At 39.7% G+C, this 21839-nt stretch carries 14 protein-coding genes; 7 read left to right on the top strand and 7 right to left on the bottom strand.

Going from position 1 to position 21839, the window contains the following annotated elements; translation table 11 throughout:
* Positions 1-86: 86 nt before the first annotated feature.
* On the bottom strand, positions 87-1721 hold the full coding sequence (locus AB4128_RS02990) for a methyl-accepting chemotaxis protein (RefSeq protein ID WP_372036755.1): 1635 nt from the start codon (positions 1719-1721) through the stop codon (positions 87-89).
* Between the two features lie 295 nt (positions 1722-2016).
* On the opposite strand from AB4128_RS02990, the gene AB4128_RS02985 reads away from it, so the two are divergent.
* From AB4128_RS02985 to AB4128_RS02970, 4 genes are all read left to right on the top strand, one after another.
* Positions 2017-2715, top strand: coding sequence for a DUF3334 family protein (locus AB4128_RS02985; protein ID WP_372036753.1), 699 nt, complete (start codon positions 2017-2019; stop codon positions 2713-2715).
* Positions 2716-2802: 87 nt separating this feature from the next.
* Positions 2803-3837, top strand: a complete 1035-nt coding sequence (locus AB4128_RS02980) for a LacI family DNA-binding transcriptional regulator (RefSeq protein ID WP_055026008.1) — start codon at positions 2803-2805, stop codon at positions 3835-3837.
* A gap of 248 nt (positions 3838-4085) precedes the next feature.
* A complete protein-coding gene (locus AB4128_RS02975; RefSeq protein WP_372036751.1) occupies positions 4086-4964 on the top strand; it encodes a transporter in 879 nt (292 codons plus the stop codon).
* Positions 4965-5108: 144 nt separating this feature from the next.
* A complete protein-coding gene (locus AB4128_RS02970; RefSeq protein WP_372036749.1) occupies positions 5109-6047 on the top strand; it encodes a DUF808 domain-containing protein in 939 nt (312 codons plus the stop codon).
* 193 nt (positions 6048-6240) lie between these two features.
* Here AB4128_RS02970 and AB4128_RS02965 read toward each other — a convergent pair whose 3' ends face one another.
* The 3 genes from AB4128_RS02965 to AB4128_RS02955 all read right to left on the bottom strand — a co-directional run bounded on the left by AB4128_RS02965 (position 6241) and on the right by AB4128_RS02955 (position 13014).
* A complete protein-coding gene (locus tag AB4128_RS02965; protein ID WP_372036747.1) occupies positions 6241-8733 on the bottom strand; it encodes a glycoside hydrolase family 15 protein in 2493 nt (830 codons plus the stop codon).
* Between the two features lie 81 nt (positions 8734-8814).
* Positions 8815-10392 carry an MFS transporter gene (locus AB4128_RS02960; protein ID WP_372036746.1) on the bottom strand — a complete coding sequence of 526 codons (1578 nt, stop codon included), beginning with the start codon at positions 10390-10392 and terminating at the stop codon, positions 8815-8817.
* A gap of 525 nt (positions 10393-10917) precedes the next feature.
* Positions 10918-13014: a glycoside hydrolase family 97 protein gene (locus AB4128_RS02955; RefSeq protein ID WP_372036744.1), complete on the bottom strand. Its 2097-nt coding sequence runs from the start codon at positions 13012-13014 to the stop codon at positions 10918-10920.
* A 475-nt stretch (positions 13015-13489) separates the two neighbouring features.
* On the opposite strand from AB4128_RS02955, the gene AB4128_RS02950 reads away from it, so the two are divergent.
* The gene (locus AB4128_RS02950; protein WP_192022767.1) at positions 13490-15742 is read left to right on the top strand and encodes a molybdopterin-dependent oxidoreductase; all 2253 of its coding nucleotides are present in this window, start codon (positions 13490-13492) and stop codon (positions 15740-15742) included.
* Positions 15743-15766: 24 nt separating this feature from the next.
* Positions 15767-16309, top strand: a complete 543-nt coding sequence (locus AB4128_RS02945) for a 4Fe-4S dicluster domain-containing protein (RefSeq protein WP_055026013.1) — start codon at positions 15767-15769, stop codon at positions 16307-16309.
* Positions 16310-16518: 209 nt separating this feature from the next.
* Here the strand turns inward: AB4128_RS02945 and AB4128_RS02940 are convergent, their stop codons facing one another.
* A complete protein-coding gene (locus AB4128_RS02940; protein ID WP_055026014.1) occupies positions 16519-16962 on the bottom strand; it encodes a hypothetical protein in 444 nt (147 codons plus the stop codon).
* Between the two features lie 180 nt (positions 16963-17142).
* Between AB4128_RS02940 and AB4128_RS02935 the strand changes: the two genes are divergently transcribed.
* Complete coding sequence (locus AB4128_RS02935) at positions 17143-17802, top strand: molecular chaperone (RefSeq protein ID WP_372036742.1); 660 nt, start codon at positions 17143-17145, stop codon at positions 17800-17802.
* Between the two features lie 73 nt (positions 17803-17875).
* On the opposite strand, the gene AB4128_RS02930 is transcribed toward AB4128_RS02935, so the two are convergent.
* Together AB4128_RS02930 and AB4128_RS02925 are read right to left on the bottom strand one after the other, a co-directional pair.
* Entirely contained in the window at positions 17876-19852 is a 1977-nt protein-coding gene (locus AB4128_RS02930) for an alpha-amylase family glycosyl hydrolase (protein WP_372036740.1), read from the bottom strand.
* Between the two features lie 63 nt (positions 19853-19915).
* Complete coding sequence (locus AB4128_RS02925; RefSeq protein ID WP_372036738.1) at positions 19916-21811, bottom strand: glycoside hydrolase family 13 protein; 1896 nt, start codon at positions 21809-21811, stop codon at positions 19916-19918.
* Positions 21812-21839 lie beyond the last annotated feature (28 nt).

Below are 21839 nucleotides of genomic sequence, written 5' to 3'. Positions count from 1 at the left end.
CAGCATTAACGCCACAAGATGGCGCTTGCTGGTATAGAAAGGTGACTTATTTATTACTAATACATTAGGCTTTAGCTGTCATTACATTAGCTGGTTTTAAATTGACCTAGTGTCTCAGTAACAGTTTGGCTAATCGTTTGTAATGATTGCGCTGCTTCAGAGTTTGTTTCATTGGTTTTTACAGCTATTTCGGTCAATTCAGAAATTCGGGTAATGTTACGGTTTATTTCTTCAGTGACTTGAGATTGCTCTTCTGTGGCACTGGCAAGCTGAGTATTCATGTCACTGATATTAGCAATAACGGCGAGTATCTCTGTCATGGCATCTTGTGACTGTAACGCCTTAGATTGCAATTGAATCGATTGTTCCTGGGTTTCAGTATTACTTTTGATAACAGACTCAACGCCGTTATGAATATCAGTAATGATTTTATTAATTTCATTGGTAGATGCTTGGGTACGTGTTGCTAACGCTCTTACTTCGTCAGCAACGACAGCAAAACCTCGGCCATATTCACCTGCTCGTGCGGCTTCAATTGCTGCATTTAGTGCTAATAAGTTGGTTTGATCTGCAATACCACCAATGGTATCTAGTATTGTACTAATTTCTACAGAAGACTTGCCTAGGTCATGGGTGGCGCTTTCTGCGTTTTTCAACTCATTTACTAACTGATCTGTTTCATGCACAGTCTGCTGCATAAATGCGTGTGATTGCTCGGCTTGCTGTTTAACATTGTTAGCACCATCAGCGGCTTGATAGGTGTTTTGCGCCATATCATGGGTAGTCGCTAACATTTCATTAACCGCAGTAGCAACACTTTGAGTTTCACTATGGATCAACTCAGAGCTTTGATTCGACTCTTCTACAGCCACTAATAAATGTTGTGCATCATTATCTAGATCACGGCCAAGTGGTTTTAAATCCGACACCATGTCTGAAATTTTGATCACAAAGTCATTGAACGCATCGGCCATTTTAGCCACTTCATCTTTACCACTGTTATCAAGTCGCTGTGACAAATCGCCTTCACCTTTAGCAATATTCTCCATTGCTGCAATTGCTGCATTAATCGGGGAGGTAATCGATACATTCAGCAATAAGAAGAAAGTAAAGATAGGAATAGAAATCAACATCATAATAATCAGATAATTGATAACAACACTTCCCATGCTATCCATGACGTCGGTCGCACTGGCATGGGCAATAATTGTCCAGCCCCATTCTGGGTAGAACTGGGCGCCTGCGAGAATAGTTTCAACGCCAGATGTTGATGCAATATTATCTTTATATTCAACGTGACTTGTCGTTGTCGATTTAGCTTGTCTGGTAAGTTGCGCAAACGGTTTACTGCCATCAGCGGCAATATATTGCTCAAAAGAGCGGCCTTCTAGGTTTGGACTTTCAGGAAAGCTAATAATGACATTTTGATCATTGATAACAATATAAGCGTCATTAGAGCCATAACGCAGTTGAGAGATAATATTAAGAATGTCTTGTTGTTGCTGTTGGTCAGCAGATTGGGGCAAATCAGCTGATAGCGCGCTAAGCATTGAGGTAGCGGTGCTAACTTGCGCAGCAATTTGAACTTGCTTCTGTGCAATTAAATTATTGTATTGTTCGTTAATTGAAAAGCTGGCAAAGCAAACGGTTCCTATTGCTGCCAGGGCGAGCATTATGATCAGGCGCTTTAAGATAGTTAACTGTCTGAGGAAAGCGATCATGTTCGTCCTTAAAGAGAGTAAGTTCAATGTATTGCGCAAATATAGACAGAAACAGTTCCAGAAAGAACTGTTTAATAGTTGATATGTGATCTATTGAAAGGTTTTTACAAAAAGATACATATGTTGAGTAGAGTTGGCCCACAAATAAACGGCAAAGAATATACGCAATATCAGCTTGTTAGTGTAACGCTTGTTAGCTTGATTGTTTATTTTTGATAATGAGATGTTTAGTCTTTGATTTATTACTCGTTAAGCCTCAGAATGAGGGAAAAGTAAAAACTAGGTATACATTGTTATGGATTCAGTTCAAGTTGTTACAACAGATGATATTTTACTCAAATTATGTCACTCGGTTTCCCACGTTCTTTCAAGCACTAGCGACAGTCAAGTTACCCATGCCGGTATGGTGCAAAACATTACACGTACATGTTTAAAGCCTGATTTAGGGTGTTTTTCAATTTTTGATGGCGGGTTTTCTGGTTTAGTGGTGATTAACTTTTCCAAAGAAGCTGCAATAGAAATATACCGTCGATACATGATAAATATGGGGATGCCAGAGTCAGAGCTTGCTTTCTCACACACCTCTGATGACGTTGGTAATGTCATGGGAGAGTTAATGAATCAAATATTAGGTAATTTCATTAAAACTGTGTCTAAAGAATTACAAACATCTATCAGTCAAAGTCAACCGAAAATGTTGACCATTAATAAAGAGTTAACCATATCGATTGATACTAATTTAGATGAAGCAGTATCAAGAAGAGTGTCGTTCAAAACGGCAGATAATCATATCTTTTACTTAGAATTTGCGATGGATAAAACTGAATTCATTAAATTAAAAGAGTTTGAATTAGATGAAGAATTTGACCCAGACTCATTAATTGAAGCCCACAGAAATACACAAGGTGAAGCTGATAAATCAACTGCGAAAAAAGACCCTGCAGTCGTGGTTGCTGATGATGCTGACGACTTACTGAGTGAGTTAGGATTATAAAAGAAATTAAACGGTGAAAAGAAGCGTTATTTTAGGTATAAACAATACGTGAGTATCTAAAATAACTATAAAAAGGCCTGATGCAAAATGACATCTAAAGCTACCTCAATTGATATCGCATACCGTGCTGGCGTATCTCAATCTACTGTTTCTAGAGCGTTGAGAAATAGTCCACTTGTAAACTTGGAAACGCGGCAACGCATTCAAGCTATTGCCAAAGAGTTAAATTACAAAGTCGATAAAAACGCCAGTAATCTTCGTACCCAAAATAGCCATACTTTAGCGCTGTTAATTTGTGAAGATCCTACAAACGATGAGTCGTTAATTAATCCTTTCTTTTTATCTATGCTTGGTTCAATTACCCGTGCAACTGCACAGCAAGGGTATGACTTACTCGTTTCATTTCAACAGCTTTCGAGTGATTGGCATGCAGATTACGAAGACAGTAATAAAGCTGATGGGATTATTTTATTAGGTTACGGAGACTACGTAGACTATGAACATAAGCTGCAAAAGTTATTAGAACAAAATACCCACTTTATTATTTGGGGGGCAGAACATAATAACAAAGAAGTGCTGTCCATCGGTTGTGATAATCACCAAGGCGGTGTTATCGCCACAGAGCACATCCTCTCATTAAACTTAAAGAATATTGCCTTTTTAGGGGATGCATCAGAGCATAGCCCTGAGTTTCGAGACCGTTATTTAGGTCATGCCGAAGCGCTAAAAAAAGCGGGTATTAAACTCAATAAAAAATGTCAATTTGATGCTATTAGCACTGAAAGCTCAGGTTTTGATGCTGCAATGAAATTATTAGATAGCGGGCATCAATTCGATTCAATCTTTGCTGCCAGTGATTTAATCGCCATTGGTGCAATAAGAGCACTTAAACAGCGTGGTGTTAATGTACCAGAAGACATTGCCGTTGTTGGTTATGATGACATTCCGGTTGCAAGTTTTGCAAACCCTGCGCTCACTACGGTCAAACAAAATACTAAACTGGCAGGTGAAATTTTAGTTGAAAGTCTTTTGAAATTAATTCGTGGTAAGGACGTTGGACCACAGTTAATTCCGACTAATTTAGTGGTTAGGCAGTCGTGCGGTGGCGTTGATAAGTCGTAACAAATAATGACTTTGGTTTATGTTAGCCACCTTATGATAGCCACGTTATGTTATTCAAAGTGCGGTAATCAGTGCCGCATTTTGTTTTGTGACATTTGCCACGTTAATGACTATCACTTAAGTCTTTGTTTCTTGTGTAAGTCTGTTTTATATCTGTCATTATGGAAAATGCTTTGTAATTTATGAAGGAATTAACCCGATTTAATCGATGTGCATTCACTTTGCTCACAAAGTTTAGCAAAATAAGTTTGTTAGGCATTACAGCGCTGTTTTGGCATACCCAAGTGTATAGCCAAGATCTTGAACCTCGCAGTTATACCAATATTCCTATCGACATGCATTTTCTAGCCCTGGGCTATCTGCACTCAGAAGGGGTCTTATCGCCATCACCTTCAGTTCCACTCAAAGATGCACATTTAACGTTAGATGCTGCTGTGCTTGGTTATGCGCACTCATTTGCGCTAGCGGGTAGTTCATCAAAATTTGATATGTCCTTATCTCGCATTTGTATGGCAGGCTCAGCGAATTATCAAAACGACATTGTTGAAGCTGACAGATGTGGTTATGGCGATCCTAAAATGCGTCTGACTTGGAACTTTTATGGTGCACAAGCATTACAACGGAAAGATTTTGCTAAATCTAAAGATGGATTAGTTGTTGGCTCAAGTTTGCAACTTAGCTTGCCTTTAGGAACCTATGATGAAGATAAACTGATCAACGCTGGTGCCAATCAATGGGTATTTAGACCAGGAATAGGGATGTCGTACCGAGTGGGTAATTGGTATTACGATGCCATGACGTCAATTCGAATTTATAGTGATAATGATGAGTTTTACAATCAAGTGTCACTTGAGAAACAAGCACAATACACGTTTCAAGCTCATGTCATATACAGTATTGGACCAGGGCAATGGGTGTCATTGAGCGGAAATTACTTTGTTGGCGGAGAAACCAGCAAAAATGGAATTGACGCTGATGATGCTGAGGACAATTCTCGTTTTGGTTTGACGTATTCACTTGCCTTTAATCAACATCATAGTATGAAGCTTTATGCCAGTACGGGCGTGATCACACGCATAGGGAATGATTTCGATACACTGGGATTAGTCTGGCAATACGCTTTTTAATCGCTTTGTCGAAAGTAAAACGTCGACTTGAGCTATCGTTAAGCAATATTAAACTTAGGTTTTAATCTTAAAAATACGATTAACATCATTAATCGCAACCCGATTAGTCAAAACGAAAACATTGACGACAAACAAGGACGAGATATGGCTGGCGCAAGTTTATTAATGTTATTGGATGACATTGCTGCAATTTTGGATGATGTTGCTGCTATGAGTAAAGTAGCTGCCAGAAAAACTGCAGGTGTGTTGGGAGACGATTTAGCGCTAAATGCTCAGCAAGTGTCAGGTGTTGCCTCTGAACGTGAATTACCTGTTGTGTGGGCAGTTGCTAAGGGCTCTTTTCTCAATAAATTAATTCTTGTTCCAGCTGCTTTATTAATCAGTGCTTTTATTCCTTGGGCAATAACACCGCTACTCATGTTTGGTGGGTTATTTTTATGCTTTGAAGGATTTGAAAAAGTCCATCATTGGTATGTTCATCGTAAAGATAGGCAAACTGACTTGTCAGAGCAGGCTGTTATTGAAAAATCAGTAGAAGATATTGCGGCTTTTGAAAAGACAAAAGTGAAGGGGGCAATTAGAACTGATTTTGTATTATCAGCAGAGATTATTGCGATTAGCTTGGGTGTTGTGGCTCAAAGCAGTTTGTTAAGTCAGTTTTTAACCTTAAGTGTCATTGCGATTATTATGACTGTTGGCGTTTATGGATTAGTAGCAGGCATTGTTAAGATTGATGATTTAGGGTTGTACTTAACAAAACGACAAGGCAAAGGGGCCTTAGTTGCTTTTTGGCAAAAGCTTGGTTTTGGTCTATTAACCTCTGCACCGTACTTAATGAAAGGACTAACAATTGTTGGCACGATAGCAATGTTCATGGTAGGTGGAGGTATTCTGACACATGGTATTCATCAAGTTAGCGGTTTAATTACACAAACAGCGCTATGGATTGCTGAAGTCGAATATGTGGGCTATGTACTGGCATTTATAACTCCAAGAATTCTCAATGCGATTTTTGGTTTGATTGCCGGTGCCATTGCCGTATCGATATTTTCGTTATTTACTAAACTAAAGCAAGGACAATAAACGACAAAACGCTTAGGCATTCGCTAGGTTTGTTTTAGCAAACTCCAAAATAAAAATGCCACTCATTGAGTGGCATTTTTCTATTTGTAGGTGTTGAACAGAAGATTGTTAATTTTCTGAATTCAATAACTCACTCTTGAAGCGATAGTTAAAAATATGCTTTAAAAGCAAGCCAACTATCTAAATCTACAAGTTATTCAGCCAGTTTATCCGCAACAACAGGATAGAAATCCCATACTGCTTTATCAGTCATCGAGCGTACTAACTTAACGTATTCAGCATGTGTCCACGCAAGTGGTGTTGCTGAGTTAGTGCCTTGACCCATCGCGTAGTTATAACGAGTTGGATTACCAACACCATCCCAAGCTTGTTCTGGCAACATTAAGCCTTCATTAGCAAATGTTTCCATACCTTGAACGTAGGTATTAATTAATTGCTGGTGGACTTCTGGCGTTAAACTACCGGTCGATTTGGCAAGTGCCAACTCATAATGACCACGTTCACCGGTAAAGAATGGCCATACTCTGCCTCGTTGATCGGCGGTATTACCTTGCTCAGCATAGCTGAAACCAGTTGTGATATCTTCGCCATAACCATCATTACCATATCGACGGTAACCCGGAATTTTGCTGCCATCTTTGGCAGTAAATTCATATTTAACACGTAGATTATGCTCAAGAGTTGTGTCGTCAATCAGCAAGACGCTGTTCTGAATGATACCATCTGTAGCATCCTTAACACCGTAACGAACTAATTCAAGAAAACCGCCGTCTAGAATCTGGCGCTGATCTAACCCTGGCTTACCATTATTATCCAGTAATTTATCAGCATTATTTGGGTTTCCGTTTGGACTGATACGCACATAGTAAGGTTTACCTTCTTTGGCAAGTTCGCCATTGTTAGTTACCATAGTGGTTTCAAGGCTTGCTTCTAGTTCTTTGGCTAACGTTAGATATTCACCTGCTTTTTCATCGTTAACTAGTTGGGCAATATCACTGGCTGCCACTAATCCTGCAATGACTGCTGCAGTTGTCGAAGGTGAGAATCCCGCTTGTTCTTCCCAGCGCTCTTGTTGGGTACTTGGCGGGGTTATTTCAGTATCGTTCCAGTCTAATTTAACTTTACCGCCAGTGACTAAAAAGTCTGCAGCGGGTTTTAACATGTCTTGGTACCACTGAGTGATTTCTGCATCAGTTAATACACCAGCTTGCCATAACTTCCACCCCAACATAATTGGCATAGCCGTTTGGTCTAACTGCACGCCCACCCATTCAATTTGACCGTCAACATGCGTTTTTTGTAAGAACCAACCAGGCGTGCCAACATATTCAGGCGTTTGCTGACTAACTTGCACTTTTTTCAAGTATTCAAAAGCCACTTTTGGCGTTTCAAGATCGCCCATAGCAAGAAAGGCCATTGCACATTGATAAAAGTCACGTGGCCAAACTGCTTTATAGCCTGTACTACCGACTTTAGCTGAGACTGAGTCACCCCATGGGTTTGATAGCGAAGCAATTAATGCTCCGGCATGGGTTTTATCTTCTTGCGCTTTTAGCACTAACGCACTGGTATAAAGTAATTTGCCATCATCAGTAGTATTGCTGCTCATGGCATTAAGTGCGGGTAAACCAGTTAAGTAGTCTTTCCAGCCAAGGTGTTTATCATCACCTAAATAAGCACTTAATACTTTGTCGTAACCTGCAGAAAGCGTGGCTTCAACATTAGCTAAGCTTTGGGCTTTGTCTGCACCAAAACCAATAGCCACATTCATTTCTAAGGTGTTTTCACCAGTGGCTTTGTTGAGCGTCTTGTACTGAGCAGTTAACGCAACGTTACCGACAGTTTCTGATGCTTTACTGGTAGATTGATAGATGTTGTCCAGTACGCCATTATCTGCCAAATCTACTAAGCCGTCTGACTGACCAACAAAACCTGCTGAAGCTTTTGTAAAGGCTACATCGGATTTAATCGTCATCACAGATGAGTCTTTAGCATTGGTGTAAGCAACAAGTGCTTGTTCTTCAATACTCGCAATATCGTTAGCACCGCTATTATCTACATGCGGGTTGGCGTATAAATGCGGGGTTATTCCATCAGCAAAAGCGGTAAAAATAACCTTCATCATCATACTGTCACGGTTTGGATCAGTGAAAAAATGTTTTTCTATCTGATATTGACCATTTTTTGCTTTATTAATGACTTTGTATGCTAATGAAAGTGGGCGACCTTGTTCATCGTGATGTAGGTATTCGATGGTGCTGATCGTGTCATCTTTTTCTGTATCGACAAACCCTTCACCAGTGATGATAAATTGCATTTCTTTTAGTTGTGCATTGTGGATCATGCCATACATGGTTTCGGTTAAGATCCCTTGTGCGAGTGAAAACCACACTTTACTGACAGGGTTCTCAGCTGTTCCTTGATACTGACCGTCAATGTACGGCTCATAAGATGTACCGATACCTGTCTTACCAGAAAAAGCCCATGTAGGGGCAGCACCCGGCGCGCCTGGTGCTATTTGCACTTGAGTCACTGCTGAACTGGTGTCTGTTGATGTTGGAACATCTTTGTTGGCTGTTGTTTTTGAACAAGCCGATAAAGCGAAAATAGAGGCACCAATCATTGCAATATTGATCGCACTTGCCAGTGTAGATTTTTTATAACTGTTAATGCTTTTACCCATCATGTGTAACTTTCCCCAATCAAGATCCGCTTATTGTCACGAAACGTTTTATAATTTGAATAATCAGAAATATGACTCAATAACTTATTGTTTTGGTTGGTCTACAAACAACACTGCGATACCCGCAATAATCATAAACACACCGCCAGTAATTAATGCAAAGATTGGCTCTCCATCAAATAATGTATTAAGAATTACGCCTAAAACACTGGCCGCAAGCAATTGAGGGATAACAATGAAAAAGTTAAATATTCCCATAAACACCCCCATTTTCTTAGGTGGTAAGATCCCAGATAGCATTGCGTACGGTACTGATAAGATTGACGCCCACGCGATGCCGACTCCAATCATAGGTATCCAAAGTAGGGCTGGATCGCTAATGAAATAAAAGCTGATAAGCCCCAAACCACCCAATGTTAAATTGATGGTATGTGTGAATCTTATTCCGACTGCTTTTGCTAGAAACGGTATTGCAATCGCAGCAACGGCAGCAAAACCATTGTATGAAGCGAATAGCATACCGACCCAATCAGCGCCATCATTGTAGGCTTTGGTCAGTACATCACTGGTACCATAATGGTAAGAGGTGACTGCTGAAGTGGTATAAATCCACATCGCGAATAAGGCAAACCATGAAAAGAATTGTACTATGGCCAGTTGGTGCATGGCTTTTGGCATATGGAATAAATTATCAACTACGTTAAATACCATGCCTAGACTTTCGCGCTCAGCGATGTCATTTGGATTAACTTTTGCGAGGGCTTTGGCGCAGTAAAATTGCAAAGGGCCAAATACAAAAATACCGATGGTCAATATATAAAGCTGCTTATCTAACGAAAGGCCAAAAACTAAACCTGTTAAACCACCACCAATCGCCATCCAAAGCATAGAAGCAAATTGATATTGCTTAGCTGTTCTAGTGCGGTTATCGCTATTGTTTTCAGCTATTAATTCTTCATCATTTTCTTGATGAAAAGAGGCCAGTTCTTCAGGTGAATATTCTTTAGAGGTTACGATGGTCCATCCAACCGCGAGGAATAAAACGGCGCCACCAAAATAAAATGCGTAACGTACCGAGTCGGCAATTTCGCCTTCAGGAGCAGTATTCGCCACATCAAAATAGTTGGTTAATAAATACGGCAAGGCTGACGCTACAACGGCGCCGATTCCAATAAAGAAGCTTTGCATAGCATAGCCTTGAGTACGCTGAGACTTCGGTAGGTTATCTCCAACAAATGCACGAAATGGCTCCATGGCAATGTTAATTGAGGCATCCATGATCCAAAGCATGCCCGCTGCTACCCATAAAACTGGAGAATGCGGCATGATAAATAAAGCGAGTGTGGTACAAACTGCGCCAATTAAAAAATATGGGCGACGGCGACCCAGTCCATTCCATGTATTATCACTTAAGTAGCCAATAATGGGCTGAACGATAAGTCCTGTTAACGGAGCAGCAATCCATAAGATTGGAATTTCATCAATCTCAGCACCTAGGGTTTGAAATATACGGCTGACATTGGCGTTTTGAAGTGCAAAGCCAAATTGGATCCCCAAAAATCCAAAACACATATTGAAAATTTGCCAGAAGTTTAATTCTGGTTGCTGACGAAGCGATTGTTTATTCGGTGTACCCTGATGCGATGTATTATCGGCAGACATGTATCTTCCTTTATCTTCCATTATAAATGGGCTGTTCAGCATCATGGCTGAATTCTTATTGTTACTTGTTATTTTGCTAGGTATTCATTTCGGCTTGATTAGACGATAGTTAAAAAAATGGCGAATACACATCTCCCTAAGACGGGTATTCGCCAAAGACCTCGTATTCTGACTTCGATTGATAAAGAAGTTAGAAAGGTTCTTAAACCTGACACAATCCGATGAAGGTGATGCGCCAGTAACGACCTAGCCCATTTCATCCCCACAAGCAGAGGAAGAAATTTAGCAGGTTTTATATTAGCCTTGTGGTGGATTTTGGCACAACTAATTACATACGTATTCATCATTTATGCACAACGAAAACCGATCGTATTTGTAACAAGATTGTGGGGTGTATTCTTAAATGTCATGGCGTCTTTGGTGATGTTTTTATTGTGAGCTAAGGCAATGTAAATGAAGAAAAACCTGATGGCAACAATCACTTTGCACATCAGGTTTTTTAGGGGGGAGACTTAAAGTTGAGTGTTAATCGACTGGGATAAAACGAATCGCTACACCGCCGCTAGTGGCAAGGGCTAATGTTAAGGTATCTTTCGCTGTTACTTGCTTGTTTTCAATAATATAGTCGTATGGATTGGTCTTCCAATCAGCTTCGGCTCCATCACGATATATTTGTGCTTGATAGGATTTATCATCTGATAAGAAGTCTAACTTGATTGTTAACTCCCGCTCAGATTCGTCAGTTAGCGCGCCTAAATACCAATCCTCTGAAGCGCGATCTTTTCGTGCAAAGGCAACAAAATCGCCAATCTCGCCAGCGACTGCAATACTCTCGCTCCAATCCGTTGGTACATCTTGAATGAATTGAAATGCATCTAATCGTTCAACGTAATTTCTTGGTAAATCAGCCGCCATTTGAATTGGACTGTATAGTACAACATACAAAGCCAGTTGTTTTGCGAGGGTTGTCTGGACGCGGTTAACGGCATCAAGTCCCTCAGGGGCAAGATTAAAAATACCCGGAGTGAAGTCCATCGGTCCTGATAGCATGCGTGTATATGGCAATATTGCGGTATGCTCTGGACTGTTAGGGGGCGTTCCCCATGCATTAAATTCTTGTCCGCGAGCGCCTTCACGAGAAATCCAGTTAGGGTAGGTTCGTCTTAAACCAGTGTCTTTTATTGGCTCGTGAGTATTGATGCTAATTTGACGTTTAGCTGCTTCTGTAATGCTATGAAGATACTCATTAACCATAAACTGACCATCATGCCATTCATGGCGAACAATACCTTGCGAGTCGACTCGCTTAATGTCGCCACCATCAGCAACATAACCTGTTTTGATTTGTGTTACACCGTGTTGCTTATATAAATCATAAGCGTCACTCATTTGATTGCGGTAGTTGGTCACAGAACCTGAAGTTTCATGATGGCCAATTAAACGCACATTGTTGTTTGCTCCATGTGCACTGACAGCATCAATATCAAAATCATCATAAGACTGAGTAAAACTGAATACATCACCGTTATGGAACCAGCTTCCATCCCAACCAAGATTCCAGCCTTCAACGAGAACACCATCAAAACCGTACTTAGCTGCAAAATCCATATAACGTTTCGTTTCTGAGGTGGTTGCACCGTGTTTTTCGCCAGAACCCCAAGTGTTTTCATTAATGTGCATCCCCCACCAAATACCGACGTATTTACCAGGTTCAACCCATGAAACATCACCGAGTTTGTTCGGTTCATTCAGGTTAAGGATTAAATCTGAATTGAGAAGTCCTGTTGCTGCATCAGCAATTTGAATAGTGCGCCAAGGGGTAGTGAAACCAGGTTGAGTTTTGACTAAGGTGCCATCAGACCAAGGGGTAAGATCTGCTTTAAGCGTGCCATCTCGGCGCTGATCTAACACCATCGCTGCGTAATCTGTTAGAGCCGCTTCATGAATACTTAAGTGAAGCCCTGAAGTTAATTTGTAAGTGAAAGGTGTGTGGGCACGGTCGACTTTGTTAACCGATGTTGTTTGATATAAATACTCATAACGGTTCCAGCCTCGGCCAGGGATCCACCACCCAGTTGCATGATGCGCATCAGGAACTGAAAATTCTGTCAGCTCATTGGTGATATTAAGGTGAGTTACTTTATCAAATGACGCTTGCTTGGGGACGAGATATCTAAATCCGATACCGTCATCAAATACTTTGAACTCCAGTGCAAATTGATGCCGACCATTAGAAAAAGTCGCTGTCAGCTTATTATGGTTGTCGTCTATCCATTCACGCTCGCCCCAAGGTTGTTGCCATCGAGAAGAGTGCGTTGACTTACTGGACTCTGTAATATCAAAACCGCTACCAAATTCACCAAATGTTTCAAAAACCAATCCAAGTCTTGAATTAAGTACGGCATCTTTACCGTTAAAAGTTACTTTATATTCCGGTCTGTCACCGTCATCGCTCAAGCTAACTGAAATACGCTTATCTGGAGAATTTACGGTTACTGTTTTTGCAAGAGCCGATTGGTGGGCGCCAAGTAAAACAAGACTAATTAATAGCGGTAGACGAGCTAAATTTCTTTTGGGTAGCAGCGAGACATCAGGTTGAGACTTCCTTGAAACCGGCGACATTAACAACTCCATTATAGATTTAATTATTTTTGTTACTTCATACTAGAGCTGTTCATATTTTTGCCGCAATTGACTGCATACGTATTCAAGCCAGAAATTCGCAATGCTGATTTCAAAAATTAGAATTTGTTGTTTTTAAATACACTTTGCTGAGTGATAAATTTTGAGTAAGTCTTAGTTTGCACTTTTTAGGAAAATAACTGGATGTAACAGTGAATGTTTGATACTGACAATGTAAATATTGAACGCGCTGATACATTTGTTTTTATTTTTACTGTTTTAAATTTTTAATGAGATATTTACTAACAATAACTTTTGATATGTGAAAACTTGATATCCAAAATATGAAACTGTGATAGCGTTAAATGATTTTCTAAATGTTTGAACAGATTATATTTTTTAATCTTTTTTTGTTAACAAAACACGACTATTTGCTATGGTTTTTTTGAATAACAATAAGGATTAAATGATGGCAATGAACAGACGTAGTTTTTTAAAAGGCAGTAGTGCTTTTGCATTTTCTGCGAGTATCATGGGGTGTTCTAGTAGCGATGATGACAATACAACAGAACCACCTGTAACAGAGCCGCCAACACCTGAACCCGACGGTGTTTTTCATACAACATGTCCAAGAAACTGTGGTGATAGATGTAGCCTGCTAGTTTCAACTAAAGATGGGGTTGCGGTTTCTGTTAGTGGCGATCCTTCGCATCCTGTTACTGCAGGTACGCCATGTGTAAAAGGCCATGCGTATCTTGAATCTATTTACAGTCCTGACCGCATACAGCAACCAATGAAACGCGTTGGTCCACGTGGTCCTGGCGCAACGTTCGAACCAATTAGTTGGGAACAAGCTAATAGCGAAATTGCTGCAAAATTAAATGAAGTTATTGATACCTATTCTGGTAATGCCATTGTGCCTTATTTCTATTCAGGCTATAGCGGCATAGGTGCCAGTTCAGGTGCTAACCGTTTCTTTAACCGAATTGCGAGCCGTAATTTACAACGAAACATCTGTGCTAGTGCAGGTTATTCTGGCATGAGCTCAATTTTAGGCGAGTTCTCCGGTCCGAGCCCAGAAGATTACGTCAATACCAAGTGTTTTGTGTCGTGGGGAACAAACGAACAAGCGACCAATATTCATCACTTAAAATTTATCAATGAAGCGCGTGATAAAGGGGCAAAAGTACTGGTAGTTAACCCAGCAAGAACGCCGCTAGCATCACAGGCAGATATCTGGTTACAACCGACACCAGGGACTGATGCAACCTTGGTTATTGGTATTGCTAAGATATTGATTGAAGAAAGCTTGCATGATACTGGGTTTATTGAATCGTATACCCAAGACTATGATGCGTTATTGGCAAGATTAGAAGAATTTACCCATGAGCAAATTGAAGCTGAAACAGGGGTAAGCAAGTCACAGTATCAGTCTTTTGCAAGAGCTTATGCTGGCGCTGAATGTGCAATGATCCGTATTGGTTATGGCTTACAACGTACACTAAATGGTGGACGTATGGTAAAAGCTATTCCAACGCTAGCTGCTTTAACAGGTAATATTGGTAAAGTCGGTGCAGGCGTTGTATATCTGAACACTCAAGCTGGTGGGTTGTTTGACTGGGCATATAGTGGCGGTAGTCATTTAACACCAGAAGATGCTGTAAGAGATACTGTCAATATTAGTGAAATTGGTAAATCACTTCTGCCAGAAGATTATCAGCATGAAGACGGTCAAGTCGGCCCATTAGCGTTTGATGAGCCATGCGATCCGATTAAAGCGATGATTGTATATTCAAGTAACCCGATTGCTATTGCGCCTGATGCTGATTTAATTGAAATTGGATTAATGCGGGATGACTTATTTTTAGTTGGGATTGATCTATTCCAAACCGATACTATGGATTACGTTGATTATTTACTGCCAACTTCAAGTTACATTGAGCAAGCTAATATGATTGATAGTTACCACTGTTATTATGCTAAACACAGCACGCAAGCGATTAGCCCGTTATATCAGTCAAAACCAGATACTATTATCTTCCAAGATTTAGCTAAAGCCATGGGTTACAGCGACCCTGAGTTTAGTGAAAGTATTGAGGATATTTTACGTGGTACTTGGAAGGGCAACATTAGCTACGATGAACTCTGTGTTCAAAACTGGGATAGCCCAGTGGTTGATTACCCATTCCGTAAAAATTATGACTTCCCAACGCCTAGCGGAAAAATTGAATTTAAAGACACCAGTGGTACTTATTTCGATCCTGAAAAATTCAATCCTGTTATCGATACTGGTACGCCAGAGTCAGATGACTTTGCCACCAAAGGCATGACAGATGATGAAAAATCACGTGAATTCCGTTTACTTTCACCAGCGCATCCCAAGCTGAGTAACTCGCAATGGGCAAACGTTAAGTATATTGAAGGCACTTTTCCGCAGCATATGGTTTATATTCACCCAGATGATGCTATGCGCAAAGGGATCAGTGATGGCGACCAAGTTAAGTTAACGGCGAGTCGTTATGGTCAGCGTGATGTGGTGATTCAATACACTGCAAGAGTTGAAGCTATGACACCTGCAGGAACAATTTTCGCTTGGAAAAATGCATGGAAAAAACTCAATGAAAACGGCAGTGGCACTGCTATTAATCAGCTTACCAATAGTGAATTAACCGATATGAACTTTGGTTCAACTTTCCACTCAACTCGTGTTGATATCGCTTTGGCGTAATCCATTACATTAAGGAAAAAACAAATGTCTGAACAAAAATGTTTTGTATTTCGCCAAGAAAACTGTGTCGGCTGTGAAGCATGTACCGTCGCTTGCCAAGCAGGTAACGACGTCAATGAATTCGTTACTTTGCGCGATATTAGCCAAGGCGAAAAAATAAATAGTGAAGGTAGAGAAGTTTCGGTATTTTTATCTCAGTCTTGTCACCATTGTGAGTCACCGGTTTGTGTCGAGAAATGTCCACAAGGTGCGATGATTCAACGAGATGATGGCATTGTATACATAGATGAATCTACTTGTATTGGTTGTGGTGTTTGCCATTATGCGTGTCCTTATGATGCGCCTAAGATCGACCCAAGTCGAGGTGTGCTAACCAAATGTGATATGTGCAAGGATAGGCTTGATCTCGGTGAAAAACCTTTCTGTGTAACGGGATGTCCTGTACAGGTTCTTGATGTGATGGATCTCAGTGAGGCGTTAGCGTTACCTGGTGCGAGTATGTCAGGTGATGGTCATCAAGATTTAGGTACGGCGCCAAGTACAGTCTTTATTAAATTAAGAGGTTAGTGACTGGCAAATCGTTAATAATATGAGCATTTAAAATATTAATGTCCTTTTTAAAGCTCAAAATGAAATGCTGTTATGTAAAAGCCTGTTAATTTAACAGGCTTTTTTAATACTAAAGTATAGTTTTTTAGACGAACAATAATAAATAAAGATTTGTTATCTAGGTGACAGAGTTTTTATGTTTATTTATAAACTAGCTTTAAAAATCATTACACAGTAAATCGAGTATTACGTCTTTGATTTAAATTTCTGATATGCTTATCCCAGTTATTTGCAACTTGAATAACTGAACTTGCTTGATCTAATAATGCTTGTTCATGGGATAAATCAATATCTAATGCAAAACCTCTTGCTAAAGCAATGATAGAGTAGTCGGTTTTTGTAATGGTTTCTTGATTAATACTTTTATTAATTACTACGCTGAAGCCGTTAAAAAAAGCGCTTAATAATTCAGACTCCGTTAAGGTTTCAGGAAAGGTTTCCACACGTCTGAAGTCATTAATTACCATACTTGCAAGCTTTCTGCTGATAGCATCTATCGATTTTGCTGGGTTAGATGATGCTAACCACACAGCTTCATTCTTTAAGGTGTTTTCGATAGCACTGGCCAATTCGGCTGCTCGCCATCTTTCTTTAAAGCTCATGACTAACATAGTTTACCTATTATTAATAAACCGCATTGAAACATCATACGAATTTTTTAAGCATTGAATAATGATCTAAATCACTGTGCTTACAAATCATCGCTATTACTTTTTATAACTGGAAATGCATCACAGATATTAATAATAACCTGAAATAATATGGTGTAAATTAAATAATAAGGAATAAACATGAGTAATTCAGATAACGTTAAATCTATAGCGTTAATGTTTAATATTTTAGCTGAAATTTTTTATCGAAATCCTGATGAAGAATTTAAAAATACCTTATCTGAACTCGATACATCAATATTCATAACAAATAAAACGAATTTGCAAGATCTAGCTTTATTAAAAATAGATGAAATTAAACAGTTAGCATCACAACTGCCATTATTAGCACTTAAACAAGATTTTAATGCCTTATTTGTGAGGCCGAAGGGCAAGTTAGCGTATCCTTGGGGGTCAGTCTATTTAAATAAACAAAATCGTTTATTTGACCATACAACGCTTGCCTTTATGGACTTTTGTAAACTCCAAGATCTTAATTTTAATCTTGAACATAATGAACCGACAGATCACTTTAGCCTGATGTTAGTTGCTTTGGTGCATTGTTTAGAGCTTGATAGTGTCTCAGGCTCAGCAACTAGCCAAGGTGAAGAGGGGACAAGTCGAACAGAGGTGCTACTGAGCCAACATCTTTTACCTTGGAGTGAACGGTTTTTAACCTTGGTTATAGATAATGATAATAGTGGCTTATACAGTGCAGCAGCGCAGTTAAGCAAGCTATTGTTGGCTGAGTTAACTGCTGAGCTGAGTATTACCGTTGTTGAAGTTGAATTATATAAATAAGTTGTTGTATTAAAAGTAAATATAAAGCCAGATAACATGGCTATCTGGCTTAAACGATTAATGATGAAAGACATTATAGTTCAATCATTAACACACTAGATTGTAATGGTTTTAGCGTTATCGATATTGTGCCAACATCTTGATTAACCGTCATCTCAGTCTGTTCTTCAGTCGTAAGCAAATCTGTCATCTTATAAACACCATCAGTTAAGCTTACCGCTTTAAGCAAGGCTTTAGGTAAACTTAACGTTAAGTCAGTTGCTTCTTGTTGACTAAAATTGCTGATGACAACGATAAATTGGTTTTCATCATAACGGCTAAATGCAAACAGCTTGTCTGAGTAACCATTTTTTGTTGCTACAGATGCATCACGGTTATGTGTATCTAGTTCAAAATATTCGCCACTCAGTGCAGATGCGGTATGGCTTAAATTTAACAATGTTTGATAGTAAGCACGAAGAGATTTCTCTGCTTCAGTTGATTGCCCGCCATCAAATTTACCATTGTTCATCCAGCGTTGATGCGCTGGTACGCCCACATAATCAAAGATACTCGTACGTGTGGCTTGACCGAAACCTGCGTTTTCAGCGCCTTTTTCACCGACATCTTGACCGAAATACAAAAGAGTAGGTGAACGACTAATTGTGGTCGATACGACCATAGCTGGTAAGGCTGCTTCAGGACTACCAGCAAAATCAGTGGTATTGATCCTTTGTTCGTCATGGTTCTCTAAAAAGTGCAGCATATGCTCTTCAATATCAGCGACTTTGGCCTGATCAACGGCTATTTGAGATGTAGCTGTTTTACCATGAATAATGTCTTTTAATGTGTCGTATAAATCGACCTTATCATAAAGGTAGTCCATCTTTCCTAGGTGAATATAGTCACGATACAGACTTGGGTTATAGACTTCGGCTAATAAAAAAGCGTCTGGATTGATGTGTTTAATATTACTGTTCAAATAGCTCCAGAACTCTACAGGAACCATCTCAGCCATATCATAGCGAAAACCATCAACCCCTTTTGCTAACCAAAACTCGGTGATGTCTTTAAACTTAATCCATGAATCAGGTATGGCTGTTGGCAGTTGTGATTGCCAAAACAAATAATGCTCAGCAGGGGGCTTTTTATTGAATCCTTCAGGAAGTGTAGGGAAGTCATAGCTACCGTCAGGTTTGACACCATAGTTAACTTTTACAGTTTCATACCAATCATTCGCATCTGGCTTTGCTAATCGCGATCCATTTCCTGTCCATTTAGCAGGGCTTTCTTCAAATAATTTATCTGAAAGTGGATGTCGTTCGCCGCCTAAAGGCTGCTTTCCTTGATGACTGTCAGGCACTTGAAATGCTTGATCTACAATATAGTAAAAGTTGTTATTTTTAGCGTATTCCACATTAGTGTCATCGTTTTGGCCAAAATTACGATGACTAGGTAAGCTAGATGATTGATCAATCGACTCATAGCGCCTTGCAACGTGATTCGGCACGATATCGATAACCACTTTCATGCCATTGTTGTGGGTGCGCAATATAAGTGATTCAAACTCATTTAAGCGATTAGCAGGATCATCAGCTAAATCAGGGTTAACGTTATAATAATCTTTTACTGCATAGGGAGAACCTGCACGGCCTTTTACAACGTCAGGATCATCATTACTGATCCCATAATCAGTGTAGTCATTGATCAATGCATGATGGGGTACACCTGTGTACCAAACGTGCGTGGTTCCAAGTGATTTTATGTCCTGTAAGGCAACATCAGTAAAATCACTAAACTTACCGACACCATTTTCATCTATGGTTCCCCAGGGCTTATTGGTTGTATTGGTATTACCATATAAACGCGTGAAGACTTGATATATGACCGGCTTTCCAGTCAAAGCACTTGTGTTGTGTTGTGCTGTATCGTGAAGCTTATCTTCTGATTCTGCAATGTGATTATCAATCGATGTGCTGGAGTGACTACACCCTGCAGCAAAAAATACGAGTGCGCTGGCGAGTACAGAAGTCCGCAGTTGTGGTTTATTAATTCTTGATAGGGTATGCATAATTATCTCTTATTATTGCAGCGGTTAAGTTGAATAATTTAATCGCTGCAGTCATTTTTGTTATTAGTTAGATAAGCTTAAGATAATGACACCTTTTTCTTGTAAAGTGAGTGGCTTATCTAATGAATACGAATGTTGACTGAACAGTTCAACGCCTGAGGTATGCTGACTGAGCACTTCACTAAATCGATTTAAATCAAGCTCAACAGCGTTTTCATTCTTGTTGTATATGATCAGAATATCTTCATTTTTATCAGATTTTTGATAACGTCTTGCTTGCACGTAAACACCGTCTTTAGGCACGTAATGAGACAGGGTACCTTGTTGGATAGCAAGTGAGTTTTTACGAAAGTTTAATAAGGTCTTATTAAACGTTAGCGCATCTAATTGATCTGGCGTTAAGTTTGTTTGCTCAAATACATTGGCTTTATCAGTTGGCCAGCCGCCAGGGAAATCACTGCGCACTAACCCATCATTTCGGTCTTTGGTTGGGCTAGTCATTAACACTTCTGTTCCATAAAACATTTGTGGAATACGGTTACTTGTCATCACATAAGTCATCGCCATTTTATACGTCGCTAAATCTTCACCCATCAAACTGTATAGGCGGTTGGTATCATGGTTGCCCTCAAATAAGACTAAATCCGTCGGTTTGGCATAAATCACATCATTGGCAAGCATTTCATATAAAGTGATTAAGCCGCTTCCCCAGTCCTCTTTATCGGTAAAGCTTTTAATCATTTCTTCATATAGCGGAAAGTCCATCATGCTAGGAGTATGTGACACATAACCATCAGCATTTTTTTTTCCCGCTTGCCAGTAACTGACTGTAATCGGGTTTGCAGTCCATTCTTCACCGACAATATTGAAGTTTGGATATTCATCCATAATCGCTTTTGACCAGCGAGTTAAAAATGTCTTGTCGGCATATGAATAGGTGTCTTCACGGATCCCACTTAACCCTGCATATTCCACCCACCAAATGCTATTTTGAATCAGGTAATTTGCCATAAACTGATCATGTTGATTCATGTCAGGCATGGTGTCAGTAAACCATCCGTTTTCGAACTCGGCTCTGTCACTTTTCAGTGCGTAAGGGTCTTGTACTGTTGTTCTTCGATGGCTGGTATATAAGATATCAGATGGATTTTGTTGCCATTGTTGCTGGCCGTTTATCCAAGTTGAAGTTGGAAAATCTGCCATCCAGCGATGTTCTGAACCCATATGATTGACAATAACATCTTTAATAATTCCAATTCCGAACTGCTTCGCTTCTTCGACTAATGACTTGTATTCTTCGTTACTGCCAAAGCGGGGATCTATGTTGTAAAAGTCAGTGGTGGAATAACCATGATATGAATACTTTTGCTGATTATTTTCTAAAAGCGGGTTAATCCATAACTGGGTAACACCTAACTCGCTCAAGTAAGGAAGTGATTTACGGATCCCCATAATATCGCCGCCATGTCGACCATCTTTGTCTGCACGATTAACTTTTTCGAGCATATCTGGGTGGTTATCATTATCAGGGTTACCATTTACGAAACGATCGGGTGTTATCAGATAAATGACATCTTTATTGCTAAAGCCTTGTCTGTCACGTGATCCTGGCTCACGTGCAAGGATAGGGTAATCAAAATGCTGCACTAGTTTATCGTTATCATAAATGGCGAACGTTAACGTTTGTGGCTTGGCATTAGCTAGGTCAAGATCGACAAATAAGTGGTTATCGCTGCTAGATTGATGAACGTCAATTAATTTAACCCCATTAGCTTGGGCGAGTCTGATTTGTTTATTGGCGATATTGTCACCATAAACTAGTAATTGCAGTTGGCTGTTATGCATGCCAGCCCACCATGACTCTGGCTCAACTGAAAATGATGATACTTCTGAAGCAACTGGCGCTGAAAACAGCAAACTTATTAGTAGTGGGTAAGCTAATTTAAACTGATCCGTCATATTATAAACCTTGCTTTATATTTTATTT

It is taken from the genome of Shewanella sp. 10N.286.52.A9 (genome assembly GCF_041468985.1).
Lineage (GTDB): Bacteria > Pseudomonadota > Gammaproteobacteria > Enterobacterales > Shewanellaceae > Shewanella > Shewanella japonica.
Note: the sequence above shows the minus strand (reverse complement) of the source record. Positions and strands in the feature narration are given on the sequence as shown.